We start from the raw sequence: 25041 nt of genomic DNA, 5'->3' as shown, positions 1-25041 counted from the left end.
ATTTTATGAGCATAGAAGTAAATGATGTATCTAAAAGTTTTGAAAGTTATAAGGCATTAGAAAATATTAACTTAGAAGTAAAGACCGGAGAATTAGTTGCATTACTAGGACCTTCTGGTTCAGGTAAAACTACTTTACTAAGAATAATAGCTGGGCTTGAGACTTCAGACTATGGAAATATCTTGTTTAATGGAGAAGATCATACTAAAAAAAGAGTTCAGGATCGTGGTGTAGGGTTTGTATTTCAGCATTATGCGCTATTTAAACAGATGACTGTATTTGATAATATAGCATTTGGATTAAATATTCGTCCTAAAAAATATAGACTTAGTAAGAAGGAGATAAAAGAAAAAGTAGAAGAACTATTAGAGTTAGTTAAAATGAAGGAATTTGGAAATAGGTATCCAACTCAGCTATCTGGAGGTCAAAGACAAAGGATAGCTCTAGCAAGAGCCTTAGCGGTGGAACCTAAAGTATTGCTTCTTGATGAACCATTTGGAGCGCTAGATGCTAAAGTTCGGAAAGATTTAAGAAGATGGCTTAGAAATCTCCATAATGATATATCAATTACAAGCCTATTTGTAACTCATGATCAGGAGGAAGCTATGGATGTTGCAGATAGAATCGTAATTTTAAATCAAGGTAAAATAGAACAGATAGGAACTCCCGAGGAGGTATATGAAAATCCAGCTACACCTTTTGTATATAACTTTCTTGGAAATGTAAACTTGTTTAAAGGTAGAGTTCAAGGAGGAAAAGTTAGGATAGGAACTGCTGAATTTGATGCCCCAGAATATATGGATAGAACTAGTGAGAATGCAGTGAGTTATGTAAGACCATATAATATAGAAATAAAAAGAGAACATACAGGCAAAGGGTTTATAAGAGCTAAGATTATATTTATAAGACCATTAGGATCTACTATTCATATAGAGTTAAAAAGAGAAGACGAGGATCAGTATCTAGAGGCTGAACTAAGTAGAGATGTTTATAAAGAGCTTAATCTTAAAACTGGTGAAGCGGTATTTGTAAGACTTAAAGATGTGAAAGTGTTTATACCTGAAGATTATGTTATATAAAAATAGCCGTATATCTATATTTTAATAGATATACGGCTATTATATATTTACAGATAGATATCAGAAAATTCTATTTGAACTTTATCAACAAGATCATTGTTTTCTAATACTTTATCATTAGACACGGCTACTTCATCAATAATAAGGTCTGAGTACTTAGGAAGTCGAATTATAAATTCACATCCTAAACCTTCACCACTATTTAAGGTTATACTTCCATTATGAAGTTCTATGAGAGATTTTACAAGAGAAAGACCAAGTCCACTTCCCTCACATTTTCTTGTAAAAGATCTGTCTACTTGAACAAATCGTTCAAATATATTTTCGCACTCATCTTTTGCTATTCCAGGACCATCATCTTTAAAAATTATTTTTATATTTTCCTGTTCATCATATATATTGACCCATATATTTCCGTACTGATTTCCATATTTTAATGAATTTGAAATCAGATTTAAAATAATTCTTTCTACTAAGTCCTCATCATATAGAGTATAAATTTCCTCAGACTGGGTATCAAATACAATCTCCATATTCTTGGATCCTATGTAATACACAACAGAGTCAACTATACTTTCTATTGTATGAACAATGTTTTTACACTTCATATTAGGTTTAAAAAAACCACCATCTATTCTTGTGACATCTATAAGATTATTACATATTCTAAGAAGTCTAAAACAATTTTGCTTTAATACATGATTGTGTTTTTCTATACCATCAATGTCTCTATTTTTAATATAGATATCTTCAAGTTGAAGAATACTATAAATAACGTTTATAGGTGTTTTAAGCTCATGGGAAAGATTAGAGAAGAATTCAGTTCTAAGATTATCTTCTTCTATTTTTTTCTGAAGCTTCATATTAAGTTCATCAATTTTTTTACGTTCAGAAATATCTCTAATTAAAGCTAAAACACATTGGGAATCCTCAAATGTGACATTTATCTCACTAACCATAGCATCAAATGTATCTTCATCGTAAGTTTTAAATTTAGTTTCAAAAGAATCTTTACGACTTTTCGAATTTTTCATAAAATCAATTATATGATCACTAGGTATCATACTAGTTATATCTTTACCTTTTAAACCATCTTTTTCATTACATTTAAATAAATTTAAAGATGTAACGTTTGAAAATAAAATTTTATTATTTTTTCTTATAAGTACGGATGCAGGTAACGAATCAACTAAACCTTTATATAAATCTTTACTTTTTTCAAGTTCCTTAGATTTCTTATCTAGATCATAAAACAGCATATTATATGGTTTAACTAAAACAGCCTGAATAATAACTTTACACATAAAGTAAAGATGAACTAATAATGAAATATTTGCAGCAAATCTAAAAATACTGCTAGGCTTTCCTGTTCTATGTAAACAAAATAAAGTTATAGCGAAGTTAAAGAAAAATGCTATATACATTAAAATTCTCATATCGCTTAAGTTAAGATTATCATCATTTTTATAGAACATATATAATGAATATAAAGAAATCATATATAGTATAAAATTAAGAAGATCTTTTATAGTAAAGTTTAAGAATACAGTAGTATATATAGATGGAAACACATTAAAAACAAATAAAAGTAAAAGAAAACTTAAAACTGCAATAAAATATAAGAGATTGATTAACTTAAAATTAATATATTTATCATAAAATTTATAAGATAATATGATAGAAAAAATCTTTAAATAACTTCCGAAAATTTGTATATACATATGTTCACTCAATAGAGTATCAAGATAATTATAGTAGTTGAACAATACGGAAGCTACCTCTGTTATACTAAAGAAACCTAGAGATATAGCTAAAAAAGTAAATATTTTGTTTCTTGATATATTGTAAGTATTTATGGCTATAGTTGCAATAATAAATCCCATTAAAGCTTCCAAACTATCTGTTATAAATAAGAACGATTTTAAATCATGAAAGTATATGTAGTACATTAAAAAAAATAAACATAAAGTAAATAAAAATTTCAGCGCTTTTCTTTTGTCAAATATTTCTGCAAACATTGCATTCCTCCTGAGCTTTGATTAAATTACATACTAAAATGGATATAACTACCATATAAAAAAGACAATATTATAAGATGTAATAAATGTAAATATAACAAAACACTTATTAATCAACCTATAAAATTAAATATAAGTTTATTTAAGATTTTAAGAAGTCTAATGCAAACTGAACAGATGAAGCTACACCATTTTTTAAGCAAGACTCATCAATATCGAAGCTAGGGTTATGATGTGGAGCACCAGTGCCAAGTCCTGTATTATTTATTCCTAAAAATGCGAAAACACCAGGATATTTTCTAAGGTAACGTGACATAGACTCAGATGCCATCCAAGGTTTACAACTAGTTAAGAATTCTTTACCTATACTATTTTCAATAGAAGTTTTGGCTAAAAAAGATAAATTAGAATCGTTTATAACAGGATAGCCAGGACCATCTAGGGTTAAGTTGACTATACAGTTATGGGCAGAAGCAGTATTAAATACTATTCTTTTGAAAGATTCTATAATTTGGGCTCCTATATCTAAGTCAAAATATCTCATAGTTCCACTAAATAGAGCCGAATCAGGAATAACGTTTGGTGCCTTTCCTGCGTTTATGTGTCCAATAGTTAGTACCCCTGTATCAATTGGATTCAATTCTCTTGACAATATAGATGATAAGTTAGATATTATTTGAACGGTACAATTTATAGGATCTATAGTCTGATGAGGACTAGAACCATGACCTCCTTTTCCACTTATATTGACACTAAAAACAGTAGCTCCAGACATTCTAGGACCTTCGTCAACACATATCATGCCTGAAGGAAGTTCAGAATATAGATGTATCCCCCACATAGCATCTACATTCTTGGGTTCCAATTTTTCAAGCATGGGAAGTACCCCAGAACCATCTTCTTCTCCTTGCTCAAAACAAAAAAGAATAGTACCATCAAAACTATTTCTTAAATCAGATAATATTTTTGCAGTACCAAGGAGCATAGCGGAATGACCATCATGGCCACATGCATGAGATATATTACTTATACTTGATATTATCGACTTTTTTTGAGATAAGTTAAATTCACTTTCTGGGATTGGAAGTGCATCCATATCAGCTCTAAGTGCAATTGTCTTACCCTGATTTCTTCCTTTCAAAGTTCCTATTATTCCAAAATCCCCTACGATCTCATATTCAATATTCATCTTATCTAGTTCTTCTCTTATTTTCATAGATGTGTTTATTTCTTCACCACTTAACTCAGGATACTCATGAAAAAACCTTCTAAGGTTTATCACGTAATCCTCGTAAAGAGAAATATAATCTTTAAGATCCAACAATATCATCCTTTCGAACTTTTATAAACAAATATAAAACAGACATTACTATATTTTAAATTAGATATGTTTGTATTATTTTATCAAGTTTTAATTAGTCAAGATATATTTTGGTAACATATAATAGTTTATTACATATTTTAATAAGCCTCAAGTAAAATTAAGTATATAAAATGACTTAGGTCATTACTATTAATTACTAAAGGCAATATTAAGATATGCTGGAATACTTTATACTATAACTAAATTACTAAAGGGATAATTTTTTACATAAAGAAATATGAAAGGAGATTGTATAGAATTGAAAATAAATATTAAAGTATCATCATTTTTAATAGCTTTAACACTGTTTATTTCAAGCTTTATATTACCAAACTCAACTTATGCACTTTCAGGTGAAATTAGTTTAGAAGACAACGTATCTCAAGATGTACCAAGTAAATGGGCTGTGGATGAGATAATAGATGCAGAAATATATGGTGTTATAAATCAGGAGCTATCTAAAGATTATAAAAAACATATAACTGCTGAGGATTTATTAACATTAGATACTTTGCTTTATAACAGCTTAGACACTGATAGTAGTAACAAAGATAAAATTGATAATACTAAGATAAGTTTAAATGAATATGTTACAAAAGAAGATGTTATGGCCGTGTTTTACAACACTTTAAAGGCTATAGGTAATGTGAAAATAGATGAGACTGATCCAGTTAAATATATGATTTCTAAAAATATCTTGAAAGGATCGGGAAATGACTTAAAGCTAAAAAGCAGATGTACTAAGGAACAGGCTATTATAATATCAAAAAGAATATATGAACTTGTAGCTAAAGAACTAGGGAATACATCCAAGGGCTTAATGTGGAAAGTTTCAGGTGGTAAGAATGATGTCTATATACTTGGATCAATACATATAGCAAAGAAAGATTTATATCCTTTAGATAGTAAAATAACTGATATATTTAAGGATTCAACTCATTTATCAGTTGAAGTAAATATATTAGACTTAGAGAATATTCAAAATGAAATTTTAGACAAAGGGTTTTATAAAGAAGGTAGTTTGAAAGATAATATATCTGAAGAAACCCACGAACTCTTATTAAAAAAGTTAGAGGAATATGGTATAGATTACTCTATATTTGAAAAAGCGAAACCATGGTATACTGCTTTATCACTAGCTACTCTAGATTACCAGACTTCAGAATATGAGAAAGCAATGGGTATTGATCAATATTTTTTAACAAAAGGCGTTTTTAATAAAGAAATACTGGAATTAGAAGGGGCTAAGTTTCAGTTTGATTTATTTGACAACTTTTCTCCAGAAACCCAAGAAGAAAACTTAGAAGGTACACTATTATCTTTAGGTAAAACTAATAATGATATTACAATTCAGGGAGAAATGATGCAGACAATGTGGAACTACTGGAAAAACTCAGATATTAATGGGTTTGAAGAAATTATAAATATTGCTACAAAAGAAGATACGGAATATAATGAAAAGCTATGGCATGAAAGAAACATAAATATGACTAAAAAAATAGATGGTTATTTAAATTCAGAAGATGAAGGAACTTACTTTGTAGTATTTGGAGCTGGACACCTATTTGGAAAAACGGGAGTTTTAAAAGGGCTAGAAGAAAGAGGATACAAACTAGAACATATTAAATAGTTTAAAAGAAAGGCTAGGGGAAAGTAGACCTCTAGTTTTTTTCTTGAAAAATATACTAATAACCATATATTAAATTTATTATTCTATAATCGTGTATAGTGATATTATATAATGTATGGAATTAAGTATATTTAGAAAGATAAGTAAATAAGTTCAGATGAAAGCGATGGTAAAAGTTATGAATACTAATAGACTTTTCACAATACTTAGATATATATCATTTTTATTTATCATATTTGGTATTTCTCTAGTTAAAGAAGGAAATATAGACATATACTCAGTTATATTAGTTCTTTTATTTATAATAAATAGTCAGACTAGATTCTTTATATTTAGAAGTAAAAAACTGCTAGTTTTTATATCTATAATTGTTGAATGTATCATGGGATTTTTCTTATATAAAAATTATGAAGGAATAATATTTTTCTATTTCTTTATAGCTATATCAGATAGTATATTTTTATTAGACGGAAAGAAGTCGTATCTAAGCATAGCTATATGTATAATTATGGAGTTATATACAGGAAAAGAATTAAATCTAGTCGACATAATATCAGAGATTTCATCCAATATGGTACTAGCTATAATATGTTTATACATTAGTTTTGAAAGTAATAGAAGGTTAACAGCACAAAAGCTATATAATAAACTCAGAATATCTGAGGAAAATTTGAAAAAGGCAAACAGAGATTTAGAAAGATATACAGAGTCCATAGAAGAACTTACTTTACTTAGAGAAAGAAATAGAATATCTAGAGAAATACATGACAGTGTAGGACACAGTTTATCTACTATAATAATTCAGTTAGGTGCTATAGAAAAGATATCTAAAAAAGATGGAAATGTAGCATCAGATATGGCTAAAAACTTAGCTGAGTTTGCTAAAAATGGATTGAGTGAAATAAGAACTGCAATAAGAGAACTAAAGCCAATGGAGTATGAAAAATATGAAAGCATTATAGCTATAGAAGATTTGGCTAAAAACTTTACTAAACTTACAGGTGTAGATGTAAGATTAGGATTTACAAAGGAGAAATGGGCATTAAACGCTGATCAGTCATTCGTAATATATAGGGTTGTTCAAGAGTTTTTATCAAATTCCTTAAGACATGGAAAAGCTGAAAGAGTAAATATATTTATGAACTATGATAATAACGATTTAATTATAACACTACAAGATAATGGAATAGGTACTGATAATATAAAAAAGGGCATAGGGCTAAGAAGTATATATGAGAGGGTAAACGAAGTTGGAGGCTATATAGATTACAATAGCAAAAGTGGACAAGGATTTTTGATGAAAGTAGTATTAAACTTAAATAATCAATTATCTAAAGGTATCATATGAAAGGATGACGAGTTATGGATAAGATAAAAGTTCTTTTAGTAGATGATGAGAAACTAATAAGAGACGGATTAAAAATAATATTATCTACATATGCAGATATAGAAGTAGTAGGACTTTGTGAAGATGGTGAAGAAGCTTTTGAATTTTGTAATACAAATCAAGTAGATGTTGTTCTATTAGATATAAGAATGCCTAAGTGTAATGGAGTAATAGGTACTAAATTAATTAAAGAAAAATTTAAAGATGTAAAGATACTTATATTAACTACTTTTAATGACACAGAATATATACATGAGGCATTGAGATATGGGGCATCTGGATACCTACTAAAAGATAGTTCATATGATTTAATATATGAAGGAATAAAAGCATCAATTAAAGGAAGCGTAGTGGTTCATCCAGAAGTAGCTGAAAAAATGATACCTAACATACATAAAGAAGAGAATGACTATAAGGAATTAGAAGAATACGGGCTTACTGAAAGAGAATTATCAATAATAAAAGAGATAGCACATGGTCTAACTAATAAAGAAATAGGTAAAAAATTATATTTATCAGAAGGAACTATAAAAAATAATATAAGTACGATATTATCTAAACTAGAGTTAAGAGATAGAACTCAAGTAGTCATATTTGCATTTAAAAATGAAATAGTTACTTGAGTCACTTTTATTAATTACCTAAGATAATAGTTAAACCTCCCCCAATTTCCTATAATATAATTAGGAAATTGGGGGAGGTTTTTTTATGAGCTTAATAGAGGTTAAAAATATAACTAAAAGATTTGATGATAAATTAATATTAGATAATATATCTTTCAATATAGAAGAAGGAGATATATTTGGTCTTATAGGCCCTAACGGGGCAGGTAAATCTACTATGATTAATATAATGACGGGACTTTTAGAAAGCGATACTGGAAGTATAAATATAGGGGGATATGATTTAAAAACTAATCCAATAAAGGTAAAAGAACAAATAGGATTAGTTCCTCAAGAACTAGCTATAATGGAGGAAGTATCTGCTTATGATAATCTTGAGTTTTTCGGAAGCTTGTATGGTTTAAAAGGAAAAGAATTAAAAGAAAGTATAGATGATGTTTTAGACATAACAGGATTATTAGATAAGAAAAAAGAAAAAGTAAAAAAGTTTTCAGGAGGAATGAAAAGAAGACTAAATATAGCTTGTGGGATTATTCATAAACCAAAGATATTAATCATGGATGAACCAATGGTAGGAGTAGATCCTCAATCTCGAAATCATATATTTGAGTTTACCAGAAAAATAAATAGAGAAGATAAAACAACTATTATATATACATCCCACTATATGCAAGAGGTAGAAGTACTTTGTAATAATCTATATATAATAGATTTAGGAAAAGAAATAGCTTATGGAAGTAAGAAATCCATAAAATCTATGATTGGAACAAACACCAAAATAGTACTAAAGCTAAGTGAATATAACAAAGAAGTATTAAGAGACATAAAGTCTTTAAGTGGTGTAAAAGAATTAATAGAAGAAAGCTATAATATAAAGCTAATAATAGATGAAGAAAACTTTAAATTAGAAGATTTAGTAAAAGCTACTGAAAATCTAGATATAAAAATAAAAGGAATAAACTTTGAAGAACCTACACTAGAAGAAGTATTTTTAGCACTTACAGGCAAAAGGCTTAGAGACTAAGGAGGGATAGTATGAGACTAATGGCTTTTATAAAGATTGGAATCAAGGGTATGATTAGAGGGATACTACCCCTTGTGTTAACCTATACCATATTTCCCATAGCTTTAAGCTTCATAATAGGTTATTTTCAAACAGAACTATTTACACCATCAGTTAAGATGCCAAAAATAGAAATAAGTATAGTAGACAATGATAAGACAAAGTTGTCAGGAGAACTAATAAACTTCTTAAATAGCGAGGATATGAAAGAAATTATAGAGATTAAAAATAATAACCAAGGAAAATACGAAATACAGATTCCTAAAGGATATGAAGGCGATTTACTAAAATTAAGAGATAATAGTGAAACGAGAGTAAATATAAATGTAAGTAAAGAAGGAGCAAGTAGACTTGGAGAGATACTAGGTTCTGTGATAGATAGTTATAACTATAAAATAGTAGATCAAACATTGATAGAAGAGAGTATTGATAAAAGAGATATTTCAAAAGAAGATAAACAAGAGATTATATACAATTTAAATAAAGATATAAATGAAATATATAGTAATAAATCTATAAAAGATAACTTATTAGATTTACAGAAAAGTTTAAGCTCTTATGAATATTATTCAATAAAACTATTAAGTTTTTCATTTATTACACTAATGATGGCACTAGCATTATCAGAATATATGTCCATAGAGAATGGTACATATAAAAGAATAATGTCAACATCTATTACCAAAGTAGAATACTTTAATTGTAACTTAGTTTCAAATTATATCATGGCTATTGTTGTAAATCTAATATATGTATTTAGCTATAGATTGATGGACATGTCTTTTAAGGGTTCATTACCATTGCTATTATCTATAGTGATATTTCAAAGCTTACTAATAACAACTATAGCAGGATTTATGTCAGTAATATTTAAGAAAAAACAAACAAATATGATATTGATGGGACTAATAATATATCAATCTCTTATGGGAGGATTTATTCCAATAGATAAAATAAGTAACAGTGAGATACTTAAAACCTTATTTAACTATTCTCCAGATGTAATAATAACAAAAACTTATAAAAACTTTTTAATTTTTAATGATTTTAACTCTATAAAAATAAATCTAATAATAACTGCTTTATTATCTGTAGTGTTCTACGCATTAAGCATAATTAGAGTTAAGAAAAAAGAGGTGACATACTCATGCGAATGATAAATTTAAGCTTAGTTCATCTGAAGAGAATTATAAAAGATAAAAATAGCTTATTTACTATGATTGTAACACCTTTGTTAGTAATAAATATGACTTATTTTCTTAATCATGGGGAGAAGGCAAAACCAAGTGTAAATATAGCTTTTAATGTAGAAGATAGGGGAAAATATGGTCAAGAGATAATAGACGACATAGAAGTGAGCAATCAAACTTTTTATAAAGATAGAAAAAAAGCTTTAGAACTTTTAGAAAAAAATGATATTGCAGTAATATACGAAATACCTAAAGACTTCACACAAAAAATAAAAGATGGTAAAAAACCTGTTATAGAGAGTTTGAGAAGACAAGAAGAAAAAGGGGTACTACCTATAGAAATAGATTTAGAAAAAAAGATAAACGATAAAGTGAAAGAAAACATACTAATAAAGCATGATATCATAGAAGATAAAAGTGATGTGCATAAGCTATACAAAGAAAGTGTAGTAAATAAATATAAGCAAGGGGCAGATGCTAAATTAGCATTAACCCTAACTCTAATAATGTACTTTATATTACTTTCATCTTCATCAGTAGGAACAGATATATTAAGATTAAGAAAGCAAAATATATTGTCTAGAGCTATAGCTACACCAAATAGGGGTTATGAGATAATGGGAAGTATATGCTTAGCTATATTTTCACTTCAAATGATCACGTATACATTTATACTAATAGTTCAAAAGTTTATAATGGGCTATAGTATAACAAATATCCATATAGTATTTACAAACATGGCATTATCAAGCCTTATGTCTATAAGCTTATCCTTACTTGTAGTTAGAATATTTGAAAACGAAGGAGTAGTATCTACTGTATTAGTTCTTTTTAATATAATAACATTAAGTATAAGTGGAGTAGCCTTAAGTGGAGATTATCTTGATAATAAATTCTGGATAATAGATAATATAGCTAAATTTATGCCTCAATATTGGATACTGGATAGTTTAGAAAGTTCAACTTTATTTCCAAATTCAATTATACTCATACTTATGATAGCTGCGCTATTTACAGCAGGAAATTTTAAAATTAAAAACTTTATAAAGTGACAGGGGGTTAATATGACTTTCTTATGGATTTTTATAGTTTTACTATACTTTTGTTACAGTAGTTATAAGACAAAATTAGAGAAACTTAAAAAAGAAATAAAGCTATTAAAAAGAAGCATGAAAGGAGAAAGTGCTATGTCAAAGTTAATAGGTGAACTAAAGGGAAAAAAGTGTTTAATTTCATGTGATGATGCCTTACTAATTGTAGGAGATATGAACTTAGAATGTGAAGTTATTGATGTAGATGATGAATGGATTAAGATAAGATTTAAAGATAAAAAGGGTGTTGAAAAGGTAAAAATTATACGCATAGATACCATAAAAGATATTGAACTGATAGATTAACTATATTGTGGGAAATAAAAAATTAAAAGTGAAATTTATTTATTTCTGTATTTAATTTCTCAGAAATTTCTTTTAAGTTAACAGCCATGATGTCAATTTCCTGCATAGATGCTGTTTGCTCCTCTATACTAGCATTAATTTCTTCAGTAGATGCAGCAGATTCCTCTGAAACAGTAGATATATCTTTCATAGCATTAATAGCTATGTCTTTACCTACTTCAATATCTTTAATTATATTAGTAAATAAATCTACTTGCTCTATAGTATTTTGAACCTTACTTTCTATAAGATTAAAGAACTCAAAAACACTTGAGGAAGCTTCCGAAGTTTCAAATATTACTTTATTAGACTCACTCATATGGTTTTCTGTGTCTTCAATACTTAACTGCATTTCTTGAATTATACCTTTAATATTCTGAGTAGCCAGGTCTGTTTCTTCAGCTAACTTTCTTATCTCCTCAGCAACTACACTAAAACCCCTTCCTGCTTCACCTGCTCGAGCAGCTTCTATTGACGCATTTAAAGCAAGGAGATTAGTTTGGCTAGATATTGCAGTTATTGTTCCTATTATATCTCCAATTAAATTAGACTTATTAGATAGTTCATCAATATTTTGAGATAGCTTTTCAGCATTTTTTAAAGTAGTTTCAATTTTAGTATTTAATAAACTAACCACATCAGATCCATCTTTACTTACAGCACCAGTCTCATCTATATTTTGCTTAACTAGTATAGCTGCATTTAAAGTCTCATCTATGGATGAAGTTAGATCATAAAGTTTTTCTAATCCTTCAGCAGACTTTTCAGCTTGAGTATTAGCACCTGTAGATAGTTCATCTATAGAGCTTGCAATTTCATCTACAGAATTAGTTGTTTGGTTAACAGTAGTAGAAAGTGAGTCGGCATTTTTAAGGACTTCATCAGAAGCTATTCTCAAATTACTTACAATGTCTCTTAAAGATTCTCTTACATTAAAAAAAGATATGGCCATGCTTCCAATTTCATCTTTATTATTTTCTAAATCATTTACTGATTGGTCATAAGAAATATCTAAATTAGACGTAGTATCAGCTAACTTAGTCAGCCTCACTATAGGATTAGATATCTTTTTACCAATAATATATCCTATAGAAATAGAAGCTATAATGGCTATAAACCCAGTGAGAATTAAAAAATTTCTTAATGATGAGATTTTTGAAAATACTTCATCTTGAGAAACAGAAACCATTAAGGTGTGTCCATTGCTTAATTTATTAAAAGCAATTAAACTATTTACATTATTAAACTTATGTTCTAATACTCCAAATTTTTCAGTCTTAATTTTGTTAGCTAGTGACTTATAATTTCCATTTTGAATGACGTCCATCTTATCTTTGACAGTTAGAGTAGGGTGAACTAAAAATTCTAAATCTTCACTAATTAACATAGCATATCCTTTATCATAGACTTTCATATTATTTATCTCATCTTTAAAAATATTAAAATCCATATCTGCACCTACAACACCTATCAAGATATCTCCCTGGTATACAGGAACAGTATAAGAGATTATAGTTTTATTATGTGCTTCCCAGAAATAAGGATCACTCCAAACTCCCTTCCCTTTACGTAATGGATCATAAAACCAACCCATATCTTTGTTATTTTTATTAAATTGTTCAATATCTAACTGATCATTTCTAGTAACAGTGGAATCTTTACTGCCATAAGAAATACTATAAGAATTATTAATAAGTTCGGGATGAAAATAAAAATACATACTAAGTAGTTTATGTTCCTTTACATCTCCTATGATAATTTTAGAAATTAGATTATCGTATTCTGCTATATATTCAGAATCTTTCTTAAGAGATTCTAAGTCAAGCGAGTTAGATATAGTAGAGCGTAGGCTTTCTATAGAACTAGTAGTATTTGCAAGAGTAACATTAAATTGATTAGACTTTGATTCCGCTAGTAATGACATTTTATCACTAGCTTCAGCCTTTAAAAGCTGTGAACTATTGCTAATACTTAAATAGGTAATAGACAGTGACAAAACAATAGATATAACTGTTATAGCTGAAATTATTTTGGTACTTATTCTTTGTAATTTCATATAAACCATCTCCTCTCATTGAAAGCCTACTATACATATATGTATAGTTTGATATAGTATATTACAGTTTACCATAAATGTAAATAGAAATAAAAAGATCCATTAGTATATAATAATATTATAAAAATATGAGTCGTTAATGGTAAAATTCATGTTAAATAGAATGTTTTAACATAGATTTAATACTTGCATATACCTTCCAAAAGTGTTATTCTAATCTAGAATGAAAAAATATTAATAGATTTAATATGGTTAACTACACTTCCTCTCTTTTATGGATATGATGTCAATCAACTTTAAATCTTAATTCCAAAGAGGAGGAATTTTAAATGGCAGATAAAACTATAAAATGTAAAGATTGCTCAAATGAATTTATATTCACTGAAGGTGAACAAGAATTTTATAAAGAAAAAGGTTTTACAAATGAACCACAAAGATGCCCAGAGTGTAGAAAAGCAAAAAAAGAAAGAAATAATAACAGAGGATTCAGAAATTAGTTATAGAAATATGACCTTATAAGAAGTTTTCTTATAAGGTTTTTATTTTTTAAAAGGTTTCTGTAAGTCATAATAATATATTGTTAGAGGAAGATAATAAAATAGAGCAATTTTAATCATAATAATATATATAGGATTTTTATGATTTTATATAGTTTATAGTGAATATATGATATAATGAAGCTTTGATAAAATGAATAGTAAATAAAACAAAAGGAAGAAGGAATGAAGATACATGTCAGATGTGAAATTTAAGGATTTAGGACTTAATGAAGATATACTTAAAGCAATAAATGAATTAGGCTTTGAGGAACCTTCAAAAATTCAGAAAGAAGCTATACCAGTAGTATTAGAAGGATTTGACGTTATAGGTCAAGCGCAAACTGGAACAGGAAAAACACTTGCATTTGGAGCTCCAGTTATAAATAAGATAAAAAAGTCTACAGGTAAGATAAGTAGTATCGTTATAACACCTACAAGAGAGTTAGCAATACAAGTAAACGATGAAATAAGCCGTATAGGAAAATATACTAGAGTAAGAACACTTCCGGTTTATGGTGGAAAGCCTATAGATAGACAAATAAGAGCTATTAAACAAGGTGTAGACGTTTTAGTAGGTACGCCAGGTAGAGTTCTAGATCTTATAAGAAGAAGAGTAGTAGATTTAAGTCGAGTTAATTTTCTAGTATTAGATGAAGCAGATGAAATGCTTGATATGGGATTCATAGATGATATAGAAGAAATAATAAGAAACTGTCCAGAAGACAGACAAACAATGTTATTCTCTGCAACTATGCCTCCGCAAATTAAAAGACTAGCTAAAAGCTATATGAAAGAAGATATGAAACATATATCTATAGTAAAAAATACAATTACAGTATCTACAGTTAGCCAATATTATTTTGAAATAAAACAAAATAATAGATTCGAATCATTATGTAGAATATTAGATTATGATGAGCCAAGTTCAGCCATAATATTCTGTAAAACTAAAAAGGGCGTAGATGAGTTAGTAGAAGGATTACAGGTAAGAGGATATAATGTAGAAGGTATGCATGGAGATATGACTCAGGATCATAGAATGAATACTTTAAGAAAGTTTAAAGAAGGAAATCTAGAGTTTTTAGTAGCAACAGATGTAGCAGCAAGAGGAATCGATATAGAAAGTATAACACACGTATTTAACTATGAATTACCTCAAGATTCAGATTCATACGTTCATAGAATCGGAAGAACTGGAAGAGCTAATAGACAAGGTACAGCTTATACTTTAGTTACAGCAAGAGAATATAGATTCTTAAAACAAATTGAGAAAGATACTAAAGGAACAATAAAAAGAAAAGAATTACCAACTATAGACGATATATTCTTATCTAAGTATAAAAGTATAGTAGGTAGAGTAAAGGAAACTTTAAGTCAAGACGATTACAAGAGATTTGTACCTCTAGTGACAGAGCTAGATGAAGAATATAGTCTTGTAGATGTAGCTTCAGCTTTAATGTATATGGTTTATACTAAAGAAATAAGTTATGAATACACAGAAAACTCTATATCATCAAATGAGGGTGGATTTGTAAGAGTATTCTTAAATGTAGGACGTAAAGATAAATTAAATCCTAAAAAGTTAATTACTTTTATTAAAGAGAGTGCAAGAATAAGAGGCGATGAAATAGGAGATATAGATATCCTAGATAAATTCTCATTCTTTGATATATCACAAAAAGCTGTTGACAAAGTGTTCAAGACTTGTGAAGGCAAAAGATTCTGTGGAAGAAAAGTTAACTTAGAAATAGCTAAGAAAAATAGTTTAATATAAGTTAAAATGTGTAAAAGATCACTATAAAAACAAATGAACTTAAATCAAACTTACTTTGGTTATCTTATTTAAGTCAATTGTAGATAAGGTGATCTTTTTATTATATTATTATATTACTATATTAATTTTTCAATTTTAAAAGATTTTGATATTATTTTTAATAAAAATAAATCAACTATAAAAATGAAAGCACCTAATAAAAACATACTAAAAGTATTTAAGAGAAAAAGACCTGTAGACTGACCTACTACTAAAAGTATTATTGGAATAATTATTAAGCTGACAACTTGCTGAGATTCCTGAAATGTAGAGGCCTTTGCAGATGCTAAAACAACTACTATTAAACTCAAAATAGTAACACTAGGGCAAAGCCACAACAGAAGTACAATCCACTTCATATTAGGAAAAATGAGCTTATCAAAATACATTAATCCACCTATATTAAGTATAATTCCAAATAAAACAGATGAAATCAAAGTAATAATATAAGAAGGAATTAGTATCCCTATAACTTTTGATAAAAATAATTCTTTTAAATTAATTGGAGTATAGAGTAGAGTTTCTAAGGTTTTTCTTTCTTTTTCTCCAACAATACTACTTGCACCTATAACACTAGATGACATAACAGGAATTATTAAGAATAATGATGGAAGTAAATAATTTAAAGCTGTATATATTATTTTTTGAGGATTTGAGTTAAGGTTTAGATTGGCCGGTAATTGATTGAGTATTTTATCTAAACCATCAATACTACTATTGCCATACTTTGCACCAAACACTAACATAGAAGGCATTAGTAATGAAAAGAATAATGGGACAATAATTATTGGAATATAAACTTGTTTACTTGAAAATAATTCTTTTATATCTTTATAAACTATAGCTTTTTTTATACTACTCATTATCATCACTCCTTTGATAATAGAAATATAAATCTTCTAGACTCCAGTGAACTTGCTTAGCTTCGTATACCTTACCATTGTTACTTATAATATGTTCTAGTATGTTAGGAATATCTTTTTCACTATTTATAGGTAAACTATATCTTCTATTACCTAAATCTTCTAACTTATTAATAGCAGGAATACTGTCTCCTTTGATTTCTAGTTTTAAGGATTGATTAGATTTAGATAAAAGTTCATCAAATGTTCCAAATCCTAATAAGTTTCCTCTATGAACAAATCCATATAAACTACATATTTCTTCTGCATATTTTAGTTGATGAGTACATAAAAATACAGTTACTCTTTGTTCTTCGGCCATTCTTTTTACCATATCAAGAACTATCTTAGAAGATTCGGGATCAAGACCAGAAGTAGGTTCATCTAAAAATAAAACCTTAGGTGAATGAATAAGAGTACGGGCTAAAGATAATCGCTTTTTCATTCCGGTACTAAAGTCTTTAACTTTTTTCTTCTTTGAGTCTAATAGGTTAAATGTATCTAATAAAAATAAGCTTTTTTCTGTAACTTGTTTCTCAGAAAGTCCAAACATTTTACCAAAGAACTGTAGGTTTTCAATTGCATTTAAGTTCTCATAAAGTCCTGCATTTTCTGTCATTACACCACACAGACTACGTAACTCTTTTCTTTGATGAATAATATCATATCCCATAATCTTTCCACCACCATTAGTAGGATTTAATATCCCATTCAATATTCTAATAAGAGTAGTTTTACCCGCGCCATTAGGACCTAAAAATCCAAATATATTTCCTGCAGGGATAGAAAGAGAGATATCGTTCAAAACTAATTGATCTCTTTCGTAGCTTTTAGATAAATTATAAACTTCAATAGCATCCAAGAAATACACCACCTTTTGTTAATATTATGCTTAAATATATACTACAAAATACTAATTAGATATTTAGATAAATATCTAATTAAAGTATAACTTACTGTCAGATTAATATCAATGATTTTAAATTAATAGAATTAATTTCTAATCAAATTCTAATCTTTCGCTAAGTTATCTTTAATGCTGTGAATCTATAATATTATTAAGGTCAGTTAAGACATAAATATTTATTAATTCTATTTAGAGTTCTATCTAAAACATAAAAAATATTATTTGGGGGTATTAGAATGTCAATAACACTAGAGCAAATTGATGAACTTAGAAAAAGAGCAAATGTAAGCTATAATGATGCTAAGGAAGCACTGGAAGCGAGTAATGGGGATGTTTTAGAGGCTTTAGTATATTTAGAAAACCACAAGAAAGTTGATACTAAAACTTATAGCACTATTACTGAGAAAGCCAAAAAATTAATTAAAAAAGGAAATGAAACAAGTTTTATAATAAAAAAACGAGATAAAATTGTTACAAACATACCTGTGACAATTGCTGTAGGAATAACTGTAATAGCTCCTCACATATCAGTAATAGGGGTAGGACTTTCATTAGTTACAGGTCATAAGATTAAATTTGAAGGAAAAAACGGCGAGGATATGAAAATAAATAAAACTATGGATCAAGTATCTAAAACCGTAGATAATATTAAAGATAGTATTATTGAAAAAAAGGAAAAAGATAATACAATAATAGAATAAGAGTTTATAAAGAATAAAAGGTCATTTTGAATTTATACTATCAATAATGATCTTTTATTTTGTTTGATATGGGTAACTAAACTATACAAACATCTAGTTTGCTTAAAATAAAATATTTATATTATGAAGGAGAGGCATAATGTCTAAACAAAGAATTTTAATAATCGAAGATGAAATTAAAATTGCTAGATTTCTAGAATTAGAGTTAATATATGAAGGATACGAGGTTGAAAAAGCATATGATGGCAGAGAAGGACTTCAAAAGGTTATAAACGATAATTTTGACTTAATAATACTAGATATAATGTTACCTTCAATGAATGGAATGGAAGTGTTAAGGAAGGTTAGACAAACCTTAAACCTACCAATAATCATGTTAACAGCTAAAGATGAGACTATGGATAAAGTACTTGGTTTAGATATGGGAGCAGATGACTATGTAACTAAGCCATTTGCTATAGAGGAGCTCTTAGCTAGGATAAGAGTTGCATTGAAAAAAAGTTCGTCTAGGATTGTGGAAGTTAATACAAATATACTACAAGTGAAAGATCTTAAAGTAGATTTGAACACATATACTGTGACTTTTAAAGAAGATATAATAGATTTAACTAAGAAAGAATTTGATTTATTAAGCTATCTTATGAAAAATAAAAATATAGTTCTTACTCGAGAAAAAATATTGGATGAAGTATGGGAGTATGATTATGTAGGAGATACAAATATATCAGACGTATATATAAGATACTTAAGAAGTAAAATTGATGACAAATATAATGAAAAATTTATCTATACTATTAGAGGGGTAGGCTATGTATTAAAAGATGAGTAGAGAAAAACAATATTTAAGTAAATTAATTAAATTGATTATAGCTTTATTTAATATAGCTATTAAGCAAGCTTTAGATTTGGTCAAAAGTTTATATAAGTTAATACTAAGAAGACTCAGATTCTCTATAACATTTAAATTGACAACAGTATATGCTATTAATTTTACATTAGTATTAATGATTTTAAGTGCTCTAAGTATTGGAGGTTTTATAGGATACTTAGGAAAAGTGACTAAAGATAGTATGGAGAAAGATTTTAACATGGCATCATATTATATTAGAAATAATAAAGAAAACCCATACGATGATATTAATAAAATAATAAACAATGAAAACACATATATAAATATATTTGATAAAAATAAAAAGTTAATACATGCAACATCAAGCGTGAAGACTAAAAATGATAATTCTATAGTATTTTATGAAAAAGATAAATTAAAAGGTTCATATTATATAAATGATAACTATATGTTTATAAAAAATAACTATGGTCAATATAGTGAAAAGACTCCTTTTAGAGATTCAGGTGCCATTAATTGTTTGGTTTTTACTGAAAAACTAAAACTAAATGAACAATATGTATATGTCCAGACAATTTATACTCTAGACCAAGAAATGTTGATTATAAAAAGTATTTTTATGGTTGTATTAATTATAGACATAATTTCAATATTAATAATAATAACTATAGGTTCCAGATATAGTAGGAAGATGCTTATACCTATAGATAAAATGATAAGTACTGTTAAAAATATAAGTGCAAATGATTTAGACACTAGACTAGATGTAGTGAAGTCATATGACGAGCTTAAGGATCTAGCCGAAACTTTTAATGATATGCTAGATAGAATACAATGTTCTTATGAGAATCAAAGACAATTCGCATCAGATGCTTCTCATGAACTTAGAACTCCAATAGCAGTTATTCAAGGCTATGCTAATTTATTAGATAGATGGGGAAAAGACAATAATGAGGTTTTAGAAGAATCAATAGAAGCTATTAAGTCTGAGTCTGAAAATATGAAGGATTTGATAGAGAAACTATTATTCTTAGCTCGAGGAGATAAAGGAACTCAAAAATTAGAAAAAAAGAATTTTTATATAAATGAACTAATAGATGAAATTATAAAAGAGACGAGATTGATAGATACTACACACGAGATAATGAATGAAAATAATGAAATTATAGAGATTAATGCTGATCCAAAACTTATAAAAGAGGCATTAAGAATATTTATAGATAACAGTATAAAATATACTCAGGATGGTGGGAAAATAAAGATAAATTCCTATCTTCAACGAAATAAGGTTATTATTACAATTGAGGATACAGGTATGGGTATAGCTAAGGAAGATATACCTAATATTTTTGAAAGATTTTATAGAGCAGATAAGTCTAGAACAAAAGGTACTGGAGGAACTGGACTAGGACTAGCAATAAGTAAGTGGATTATAGTTAGTCATAATGGATATATAGAAGTAAAAAGTGTAGTAGATATGGGAACAAAGATAATAGTATATCTTCCTATTAAATAAAATCTATAAAAAATATATATTTAGGGGCACAATAATGGTATTATTAGACTAGAATCTTTAAAACACAAGGAGAGAAAAATATAATGGAATATACCCTAATAGCAACATCTACATTTGGACTAGAATCTATAGTTGCAGATGAATTAAGAAGCCTAGGATATGATGAACTAGAAGTAGAAAACGGAAAAGTTACTTTTGAGGGTGACGAATGGGATTTAGCTACTTGTAATGTATGGCTTAGAACAGCAGATAGAATTCTTATAAAAGTAAAGGAATTCAAGGCAGAAAGCTTTGAAGAGCTTTTTCAAGGAACTAAGGAAGTAGATTGGGCAGAATATATACCGAAAAATGGAAAAATGCATGTTGTAGGAAAGTCAATAAAATCAAAACTTTATAGTGTTCCAGATTGTCAATCAATAGTAAAAAAAGCAGTGGTAGAATCTATGAAAAGAGAATATAAAATAGATCAATTTGATGAAGATGGTCCTACTTATAAGATAGAAGTAGCACTCCTTAAGGATATAGTAACACTAACTATAGATACAACGGGCCCTGGACTTCATAAAAGGGGATATAGAACTACAGCGGGAGAAGCGCCTTTAAAGGAAACACTTGCTTCTGCATTAGTATATTTAAGTAAGTGGAATCCAGAGAGAATACTAGCAGATCCTCTATGTGGATCAGGTACTATATTAATAGAAGCAGCAATGATAGGAAGAAATATGGCACCAGGATTAAATAGACATTTTGTAGCAGAAGAATGGGAAGGCATAGATAAGTCTGTATGGACTGAAATACGAGAGTATGCTAAGACAAAAATAAATAAAGAAAAGTTCAGAATACTTGGATCAGATATAGATTGGAGAGTATTAAAAACAGCAAGAGATAACATAGCAAGAGCTAACTTAGAAGACTATATAGCAGTTCAGAAGCTACCAGTACAAGAGTTTAGTTCAAGCAGAAAGTATGGATGTATAATAACTAATCCACCTTATGGAGAACGACTAGGAGAAGCAAGAGAAGTAGAAGAATTATATAAAGGTATGGGAAGAGTATTTAGTAATCTTGATGCGTGGTCTATATTTGTACTAACTTCACATCCAGACTTCCAAAAACTATATGGTGAGAAGTCAACTAAAAATAGAAAACTTTATAATGGAAGAATTCAATGTTATTATTATCAATACTTTGGACCATTTCCACCAAGAAAGAAAAAAGAGGCTTAAAATAAGCCTCTTTAAATTACTACAGTTGAACTGTACTAAAGGATTTACTACCTTTTTCTTTATATCTAACAGTGATATCATTGTCAGATATATTATAGATTACTAAGTCAGTAATTCCAAATTTACTTAGGTCCTTAATAGCTGTGTCAAATGTCTCAATTCTTTCAGGAATAAGTTTATTGTCTAACAACTTAAGTGAACAGTCAGTCCACAGTTTTAATAATTCTTTAACACCCACAGAATCCCTCCTAAAAGGTCAAATTTTTAAGTAACTAAAATTATACACAAATATTCGTGTTATAACAATAGATAAATATACTAATTTTCAGATTTTAAGATTAATATTTACAATTAACTAATAATTATGTTAAAGTGTATATAAAACTTAATTAAGACAGTTCATTCACACCATCCTGTCTATAAATAAAACTAGGGCTTATAAACTATCTATTTTTTGCCTAAGATAGTTTTTGTTTTTGAGGGCCTTTTTATGCCCTTTTTTTTATGCCTAAAATTAAATTAGAGGTGTAATAAATGAAGAAGATAGGTATAACAACAACAGTACCTTCTGAAGTTCTTATTGCTGCTGGATACAAAGTAGTAGATCTTAATAATATATTTATAACTTCAGAAAAGTATAACAAGTATATAGAAATAGCAGAAAGAGACGGATTTCCTAAAAGCTTATGTGCTTGGATAAAAGGCATATATGGAGTCTGCATAGAGGAAAATATAAATGAAATAGTAGGAGTTATGGAGGGTGATTGCTCGAATACTAAGGCACTTATTGAAGTATTAGAACTTAGAGGAATAAAAATATATCCATTTTCATATCCAAATACTCATAAATATGAAGATGTAAAAAAAGAAACAATTAAGTTTATGAATATGTTTAATGTTTCTTTAAGTGAAGTGGAAAATATAAGAGAGAAGGCCAATAAAGTAAGAAAATTAGCTAGAAAAATAGATGAGCTTACTTTCATAGATGAAAAAGCAACAGGATTTGAAAATCATCTTTATCAAATAAGCTTAAGTGACTTCGAAGGAGATATGAAAAGCTATGAGAGTAATCTAGCTAGAGTTATAGGAGAAATAGAGAATAGAAATGAAAATAAGAAAAAACTAAGATTAGGATATATAGGGGTTCCTCCTATGACTGGAGATATATACGAGTTTGTTGAAAACTTAGATGCAAAAATAGTATATAACGAAGTTCAAAGGGAGTTCGCATTTCCAAGAATTGAAGAAGCTAAAGATATATACTATCAATACTTTGACTACACTTATCCTTATGATATAAATGTGAGAATATCTGAAATAAAAAAGCAATTAGAGTTAAGACAATTAGATGGAATTATTCATTATACACAGAGTTTTTGTTATAGAGCAGTACAGGATATAGTAATAAAAGATAAACTAAATATCCCTATTTTAAATATAGAGGGAGATAAATTAAATAGATTAGATGCAAGAACTAAACTTAGACTAGAAGCATTTATAGACATGTTACATGATAGAAAAGAGGGAATACTGTGAGAATACTAGGGATAGATCTTGGAAGTAGAGAAGTAAAGGTAGTTATAATGGAAGACAGCAAGATTATAAATAGTTTCAAAATTAGTACCATGTCATTTTATAAGAACTACTGTAATTATGATGACATTAAAGGTTTAAGCGTAGATCTTAAAAAGCTAGATATAGATAAAGTAGATAAGTGCATCTCAACTGGATATGGAAGAAATAATGTGAATTTAAATAACTTTAGACCTATAAATGAAATAAAGGCTCATGTTTATGGGGTATTTTATCAAACACACTTAAAAGATTTTATCCTACTAGACATAGGTGGACAAGATGTAAAGATAGCAAAGATAGAGAAAGGTATAACTACTGATTTAGAGTTAAATGAAAAATGTGCTGCTTCATGTGGAAGATTTTTGGAGAATATGGCAAACGTATTGGAAATAAACGTAGACTATATGCATAGGTATTATACAGACCCAGTTGAATTAAATTCAACTTGTGCAGTATTTTCAGAATCTGAACTTATAGGGAAAATTGCAGAGGGAGTAAGTATAGAGAGTCTTTGTGCAGGAGTTAATTACTCCATGTTTAAGAGACTACAGCCACTGCTTAACAAGTTTAAGGGAAGAAAACTTGTTATAAGTGGTGGAGTAGCTAGAAATTATGCAATTAGAAAGTACCTAAAAGATGAGTATGAAGAAATAATAACTTTAGATGAACCACAGTTAAATGGCGCGATTGGATGTTGCTATTATGGTGATAAAATTAAAAATAAATAAGGATGGGATATGAATGTATATATTAAAAGCGCAAAATACCTTTGATAGTGCTCACTTTCTTTCTAATTACAATGGGAAATGTAGAAACATACATGGGCATACATGGACTGTTCATGCTGAAGTGGGATCAGAAACGCTAAAAGAATCAGGAGAGTTTAAAGGCATGGTGACAGACTTTGGAGATTTAAAAAAAGACTTAAAAGAGATGCTTGATTACTTTGACCATGCATTAATAATAGAAGAGAATAGTCTAAGAAAAGAAACACTAGAAAATATAGTGCAAGATGGATTTAAAGTCATAACTATAGACTTTAGATCAACGGCAGAAAACTTCTCTAAATATTTCTATGACAAATTAGAGGAAAAAGGATATAACGTAAGGAAAATTACAGTTTTTGAAACACCAACTAATTCAGCAACATATGAAAGGTAAGGGATA

General features: G+C 28.3%; 23 protein-coding genes. 17 read left to right on the top strand and 6 right to left on the bottom strand.

All coding sequences use genetic code 11. The annotated features are described in order from the left end of the window. Positions 1-5 precede the first annotated feature (5 nt). Positions 6-1079, top strand: coding sequence for a sulfate/molybdate ABC transporter ATP-binding protein (locus CURI_RS13125; RefSeq protein WP_014968754.1), 1074 nt, complete (start codon positions 6-8; stop codon positions 1077-1079). Between the two features lie 47 nt (positions 1080-1126). Here CURI_RS13125 and CURI_RS13120 read toward each other — a convergent pair whose 3' ends face one another. Both CURI_RS13120 and CURI_RS13115 read right to left on the bottom strand, forming a co-directional pair. Further along, on the bottom strand, positions 1127-3097 hold the full coding sequence (locus tag CURI_RS13120) for a sensor histidine kinase (RefSeq protein WP_014968753.1): 1971 nt from the start codon (positions 3095-3097) through the stop codon (positions 1127-1129). A 142-nt stretch (positions 3098-3239) separates the two neighbouring features. Beyond that, positions 3240-4418 carry an amidohydrolase gene (locus CURI_RS13115; protein WP_041701828.1) on the bottom strand — a complete coding sequence of 393 codons (1179 nt, stop codon included), beginning with the start codon at positions 4416-4418 and terminating at the stop codon, positions 3240-3242. A 301-nt stretch (positions 4419-4719) separates the two neighbouring features. Here CURI_RS13115 and CURI_RS13110 point away from each other — a divergent pair, with 301 nt between their 5' ends. The 7 genes from CURI_RS13110 to CURI_RS16225 all read left to right on the top strand — a co-directional run bounded on the left by CURI_RS13110 (position 4720) and on the right by CURI_RS16225 (position 11750). Next, complete coding sequence (locus tag CURI_RS13110; protein WP_014968751.1) at positions 4720-6090, top strand: TraB/GumN family protein; 1371 nt, start codon at positions 4720-4722, stop codon at positions 6088-6090. Positions 6091-6268: 178 nt separating this feature from the next. Further along, on the top strand, positions 6269-7438 hold the full coding sequence (locus CURI_RS13105; protein WP_041702166.1) for a sensor histidine kinase: 1170 nt from the start codon (positions 6269-6271) through the stop codon (positions 7436-7438). A 14-nt stretch (positions 7439-7452) separates the two neighbouring features. Further along, entirely contained in the window at positions 7453-8100 is a 648-nt protein-coding gene (locus tag CURI_RS13100; protein WP_014968749.1) for a response regulator transcription factor, read from the top strand. Positions 8101-8185: 85 nt separating this feature from the next. Further along, entirely contained in the window at positions 8186-9124 is a 939-nt protein-coding gene (locus tag CURI_RS13095; RefSeq protein WP_014968748.1) for an ABC transporter ATP-binding protein, read from the top strand. Positions 9125-9135: 11 nt separating this feature from the next. Further along, a complete protein-coding gene (locus CURI_RS13090; protein ID WP_014968747.1) occupies positions 9136-10320 on the top strand; it encodes an ABC transporter permease in 1185 nt (394 codons plus the stop codon). Beyond that, positions 10311-11405, top strand: coding sequence for an ABC transporter permease (locus CURI_RS13085; protein WP_014968746.1), 1095 nt, complete (start codon positions 10311-10313; stop codon positions 11403-11405). Before CURI_RS13090 ends, CURI_RS13085 begins: the two co-directional genes overlap by 10 nt. Before the next feature lie 12 nt (positions 11406-11417). Continuing rightward, positions 11418-11750, top strand: coding sequence for a hypothetical protein (locus CURI_RS16225; RefSeq protein ID WP_014968745.1), 333 nt, complete (start codon positions 11418-11420; stop codon positions 11748-11750). 22 nt (positions 11751-11772) lie between these two features. Here CURI_RS16225 and CURI_RS13075 read toward each other — a convergent pair whose 3' ends face one another. Beyond that, positions 11773-13845: a methyl-accepting chemotaxis protein gene (locus tag CURI_RS13075; RefSeq protein WP_014968744.1), complete on the bottom strand. Its 2073-nt coding sequence runs from the start codon at positions 13843-13845 to the stop codon at positions 11773-11775. 329 nt (positions 13846-14174) lie between these two features. Between CURI_RS13075 and CURI_RS13070 the strand changes: the two genes are divergently transcribed. Beyond that, positions 14175-14342: a zinc-ribbon domain-containing protein gene (locus CURI_RS13070; RefSeq protein WP_014968743.1), complete on the top strand. Its 168-nt coding sequence runs from the start codon at positions 14175-14177 to the stop codon at positions 14340-14342. Between the two features lie 235 nt (positions 14343-14577). Beyond that, on the top strand, positions 14578-16158 hold the full coding sequence (locus CURI_RS13065) for a DEAD/DEAH box helicase (RefSeq protein ID WP_014968742.1): 1581 nt from the start codon (positions 14578-14580) through the stop codon (positions 16156-16158). 116 nt (positions 16159-16274) lie between these two features. On the opposite strand, the gene CURI_RS13060 is transcribed toward CURI_RS13065, so the two are convergent. Together CURI_RS13060 and CURI_RS13055 are read right to left on the bottom strand one after the other, a co-directional pair. Further along, the gene (locus tag CURI_RS13060; protein WP_041701827.1) at positions 16275-17060 is read right to left on the bottom strand and encodes an ABC transporter permease subunit; all 786 of its coding nucleotides are present in this window, start codon (positions 17058-17060) and stop codon (positions 16275-16277) included. After that, positions 17053-17970, bottom strand: coding sequence for an ABC transporter ATP-binding protein (locus CURI_RS13055; RefSeq protein ID WP_420805121.1), 918 nt, complete (start codon positions 17968-17970; stop codon positions 17053-17055). The genes CURI_RS13060 and CURI_RS13055 overlap by 8 nt, the downstream gene beginning before the upstream one ends. Before the next feature lie 272 nt (positions 17971-18242). Here CURI_RS13055 and CURI_RS13050 point away from each other — a divergent pair, with 272 nt between their 5' ends. The 4 genes from CURI_RS13050 (at position 18243) to CURI_RS13035 (ending at position 22299) form a co-directional block, all read left to right on the top strand. Continuing rightward, positions 18243-18707: a DUF4342 domain-containing protein gene (locus tag CURI_RS13050; protein WP_014968739.1), complete on the top strand. Its 465-nt coding sequence runs from the start codon at positions 18243-18245 to the stop codon at positions 18705-18707. 139 nt (positions 18708-18846) lie between these two features. Next, complete coding sequence (locus CURI_RS13045; protein ID WP_014968738.1) at positions 18847-19536, top strand: response regulator transcription factor; 690 nt, start codon at positions 18847-18849, stop codon at positions 19534-19536. Beyond that, on the top strand, positions 19529-21073 hold the full coding sequence (locus CURI_RS13040) for a HAMP domain-containing sensor histidine kinase (protein WP_014968737.1): 1545 nt from the start codon (positions 19529-19531) through the stop codon (positions 21071-21073). The genes CURI_RS13045 and CURI_RS13040 overlap by 8 nt, the downstream gene beginning before the upstream one ends. An 83-nt stretch (positions 21074-21156) precedes the next feature. Continuing rightward, the gene (locus CURI_RS13035; RefSeq protein WP_014968736.1) at positions 21157-22299 is read left to right on the top strand and encodes a THUMP domain-containing class I SAM-dependent RNA methyltransferase; all 1143 of its coding nucleotides are present in this window, start codon (positions 21157-21159) and stop codon (positions 22297-22299) included. 19 nt (positions 22300-22318) lie between these two features. Here CURI_RS13035 and CURI_RS13030 read toward each other — a convergent pair whose 3' ends face one another. Continuing rightward, positions 22319-22537 carry a hypothetical protein gene (locus CURI_RS13030; RefSeq protein WP_014968735.1) on the bottom strand — a complete coding sequence of 73 codons (219 nt, stop codon included), beginning with the start codon at positions 22535-22537 and terminating at the stop codon, positions 22319-22321. A gap of 296 nt (positions 22538-22833) precedes the next feature. On the opposite strand from CURI_RS13030, the gene CURI_RS13025 reads away from it, so the two are divergent. The 3 genes from CURI_RS13025 to queD are packed head-to-tail and all read left to right on the top strand — an operon-like array spanning position 22834 to position 25035. Beyond that, entirely contained in the window at positions 22834-23835 is a 1002-nt protein-coding gene (locus CURI_RS13025; protein WP_014968734.1) for a 2-hydroxyacyl-CoA dehydratase family protein, read from the top strand. After that, positions 23832-24602 (top strand): acyl-CoA dehydratase activase, encoded by a 771-nt coding sequence (locus CURI_RS13020; protein WP_014968733.1) that lies wholly within the window; start codon positions 23832-23834, stop codon positions 24600-24602. Before CURI_RS13025 ends, CURI_RS13020 begins: the two co-directional genes overlap by 4 nt. A gap of 13 nt (positions 24603-24615) precedes the next feature. Further along, on the top strand, positions 24616-25035 hold the full coding sequence (gene queD / locus CURI_RS13015; RefSeq protein ID WP_014968732.1) for a 6-carboxytetrahydropterin synthase QueD: 420 nt from the start codon (positions 24616-24618) through the stop codon (positions 25033-25035). Positions 25036-25041: the final 6 nt, after the last annotated feature.

It is taken from the genome of Gottschalkia acidurici 9a (assembly GCF_000299355.1).
Classification (GTDB): Bacteria; Bacillota; Clostridia; order Tissierellales; family Gottschalkiaceae; genus Gottschalkia; species Gottschalkia acidurici.
This window is presented reverse-complemented; position numbering and strand designations above follow the sequence as displayed.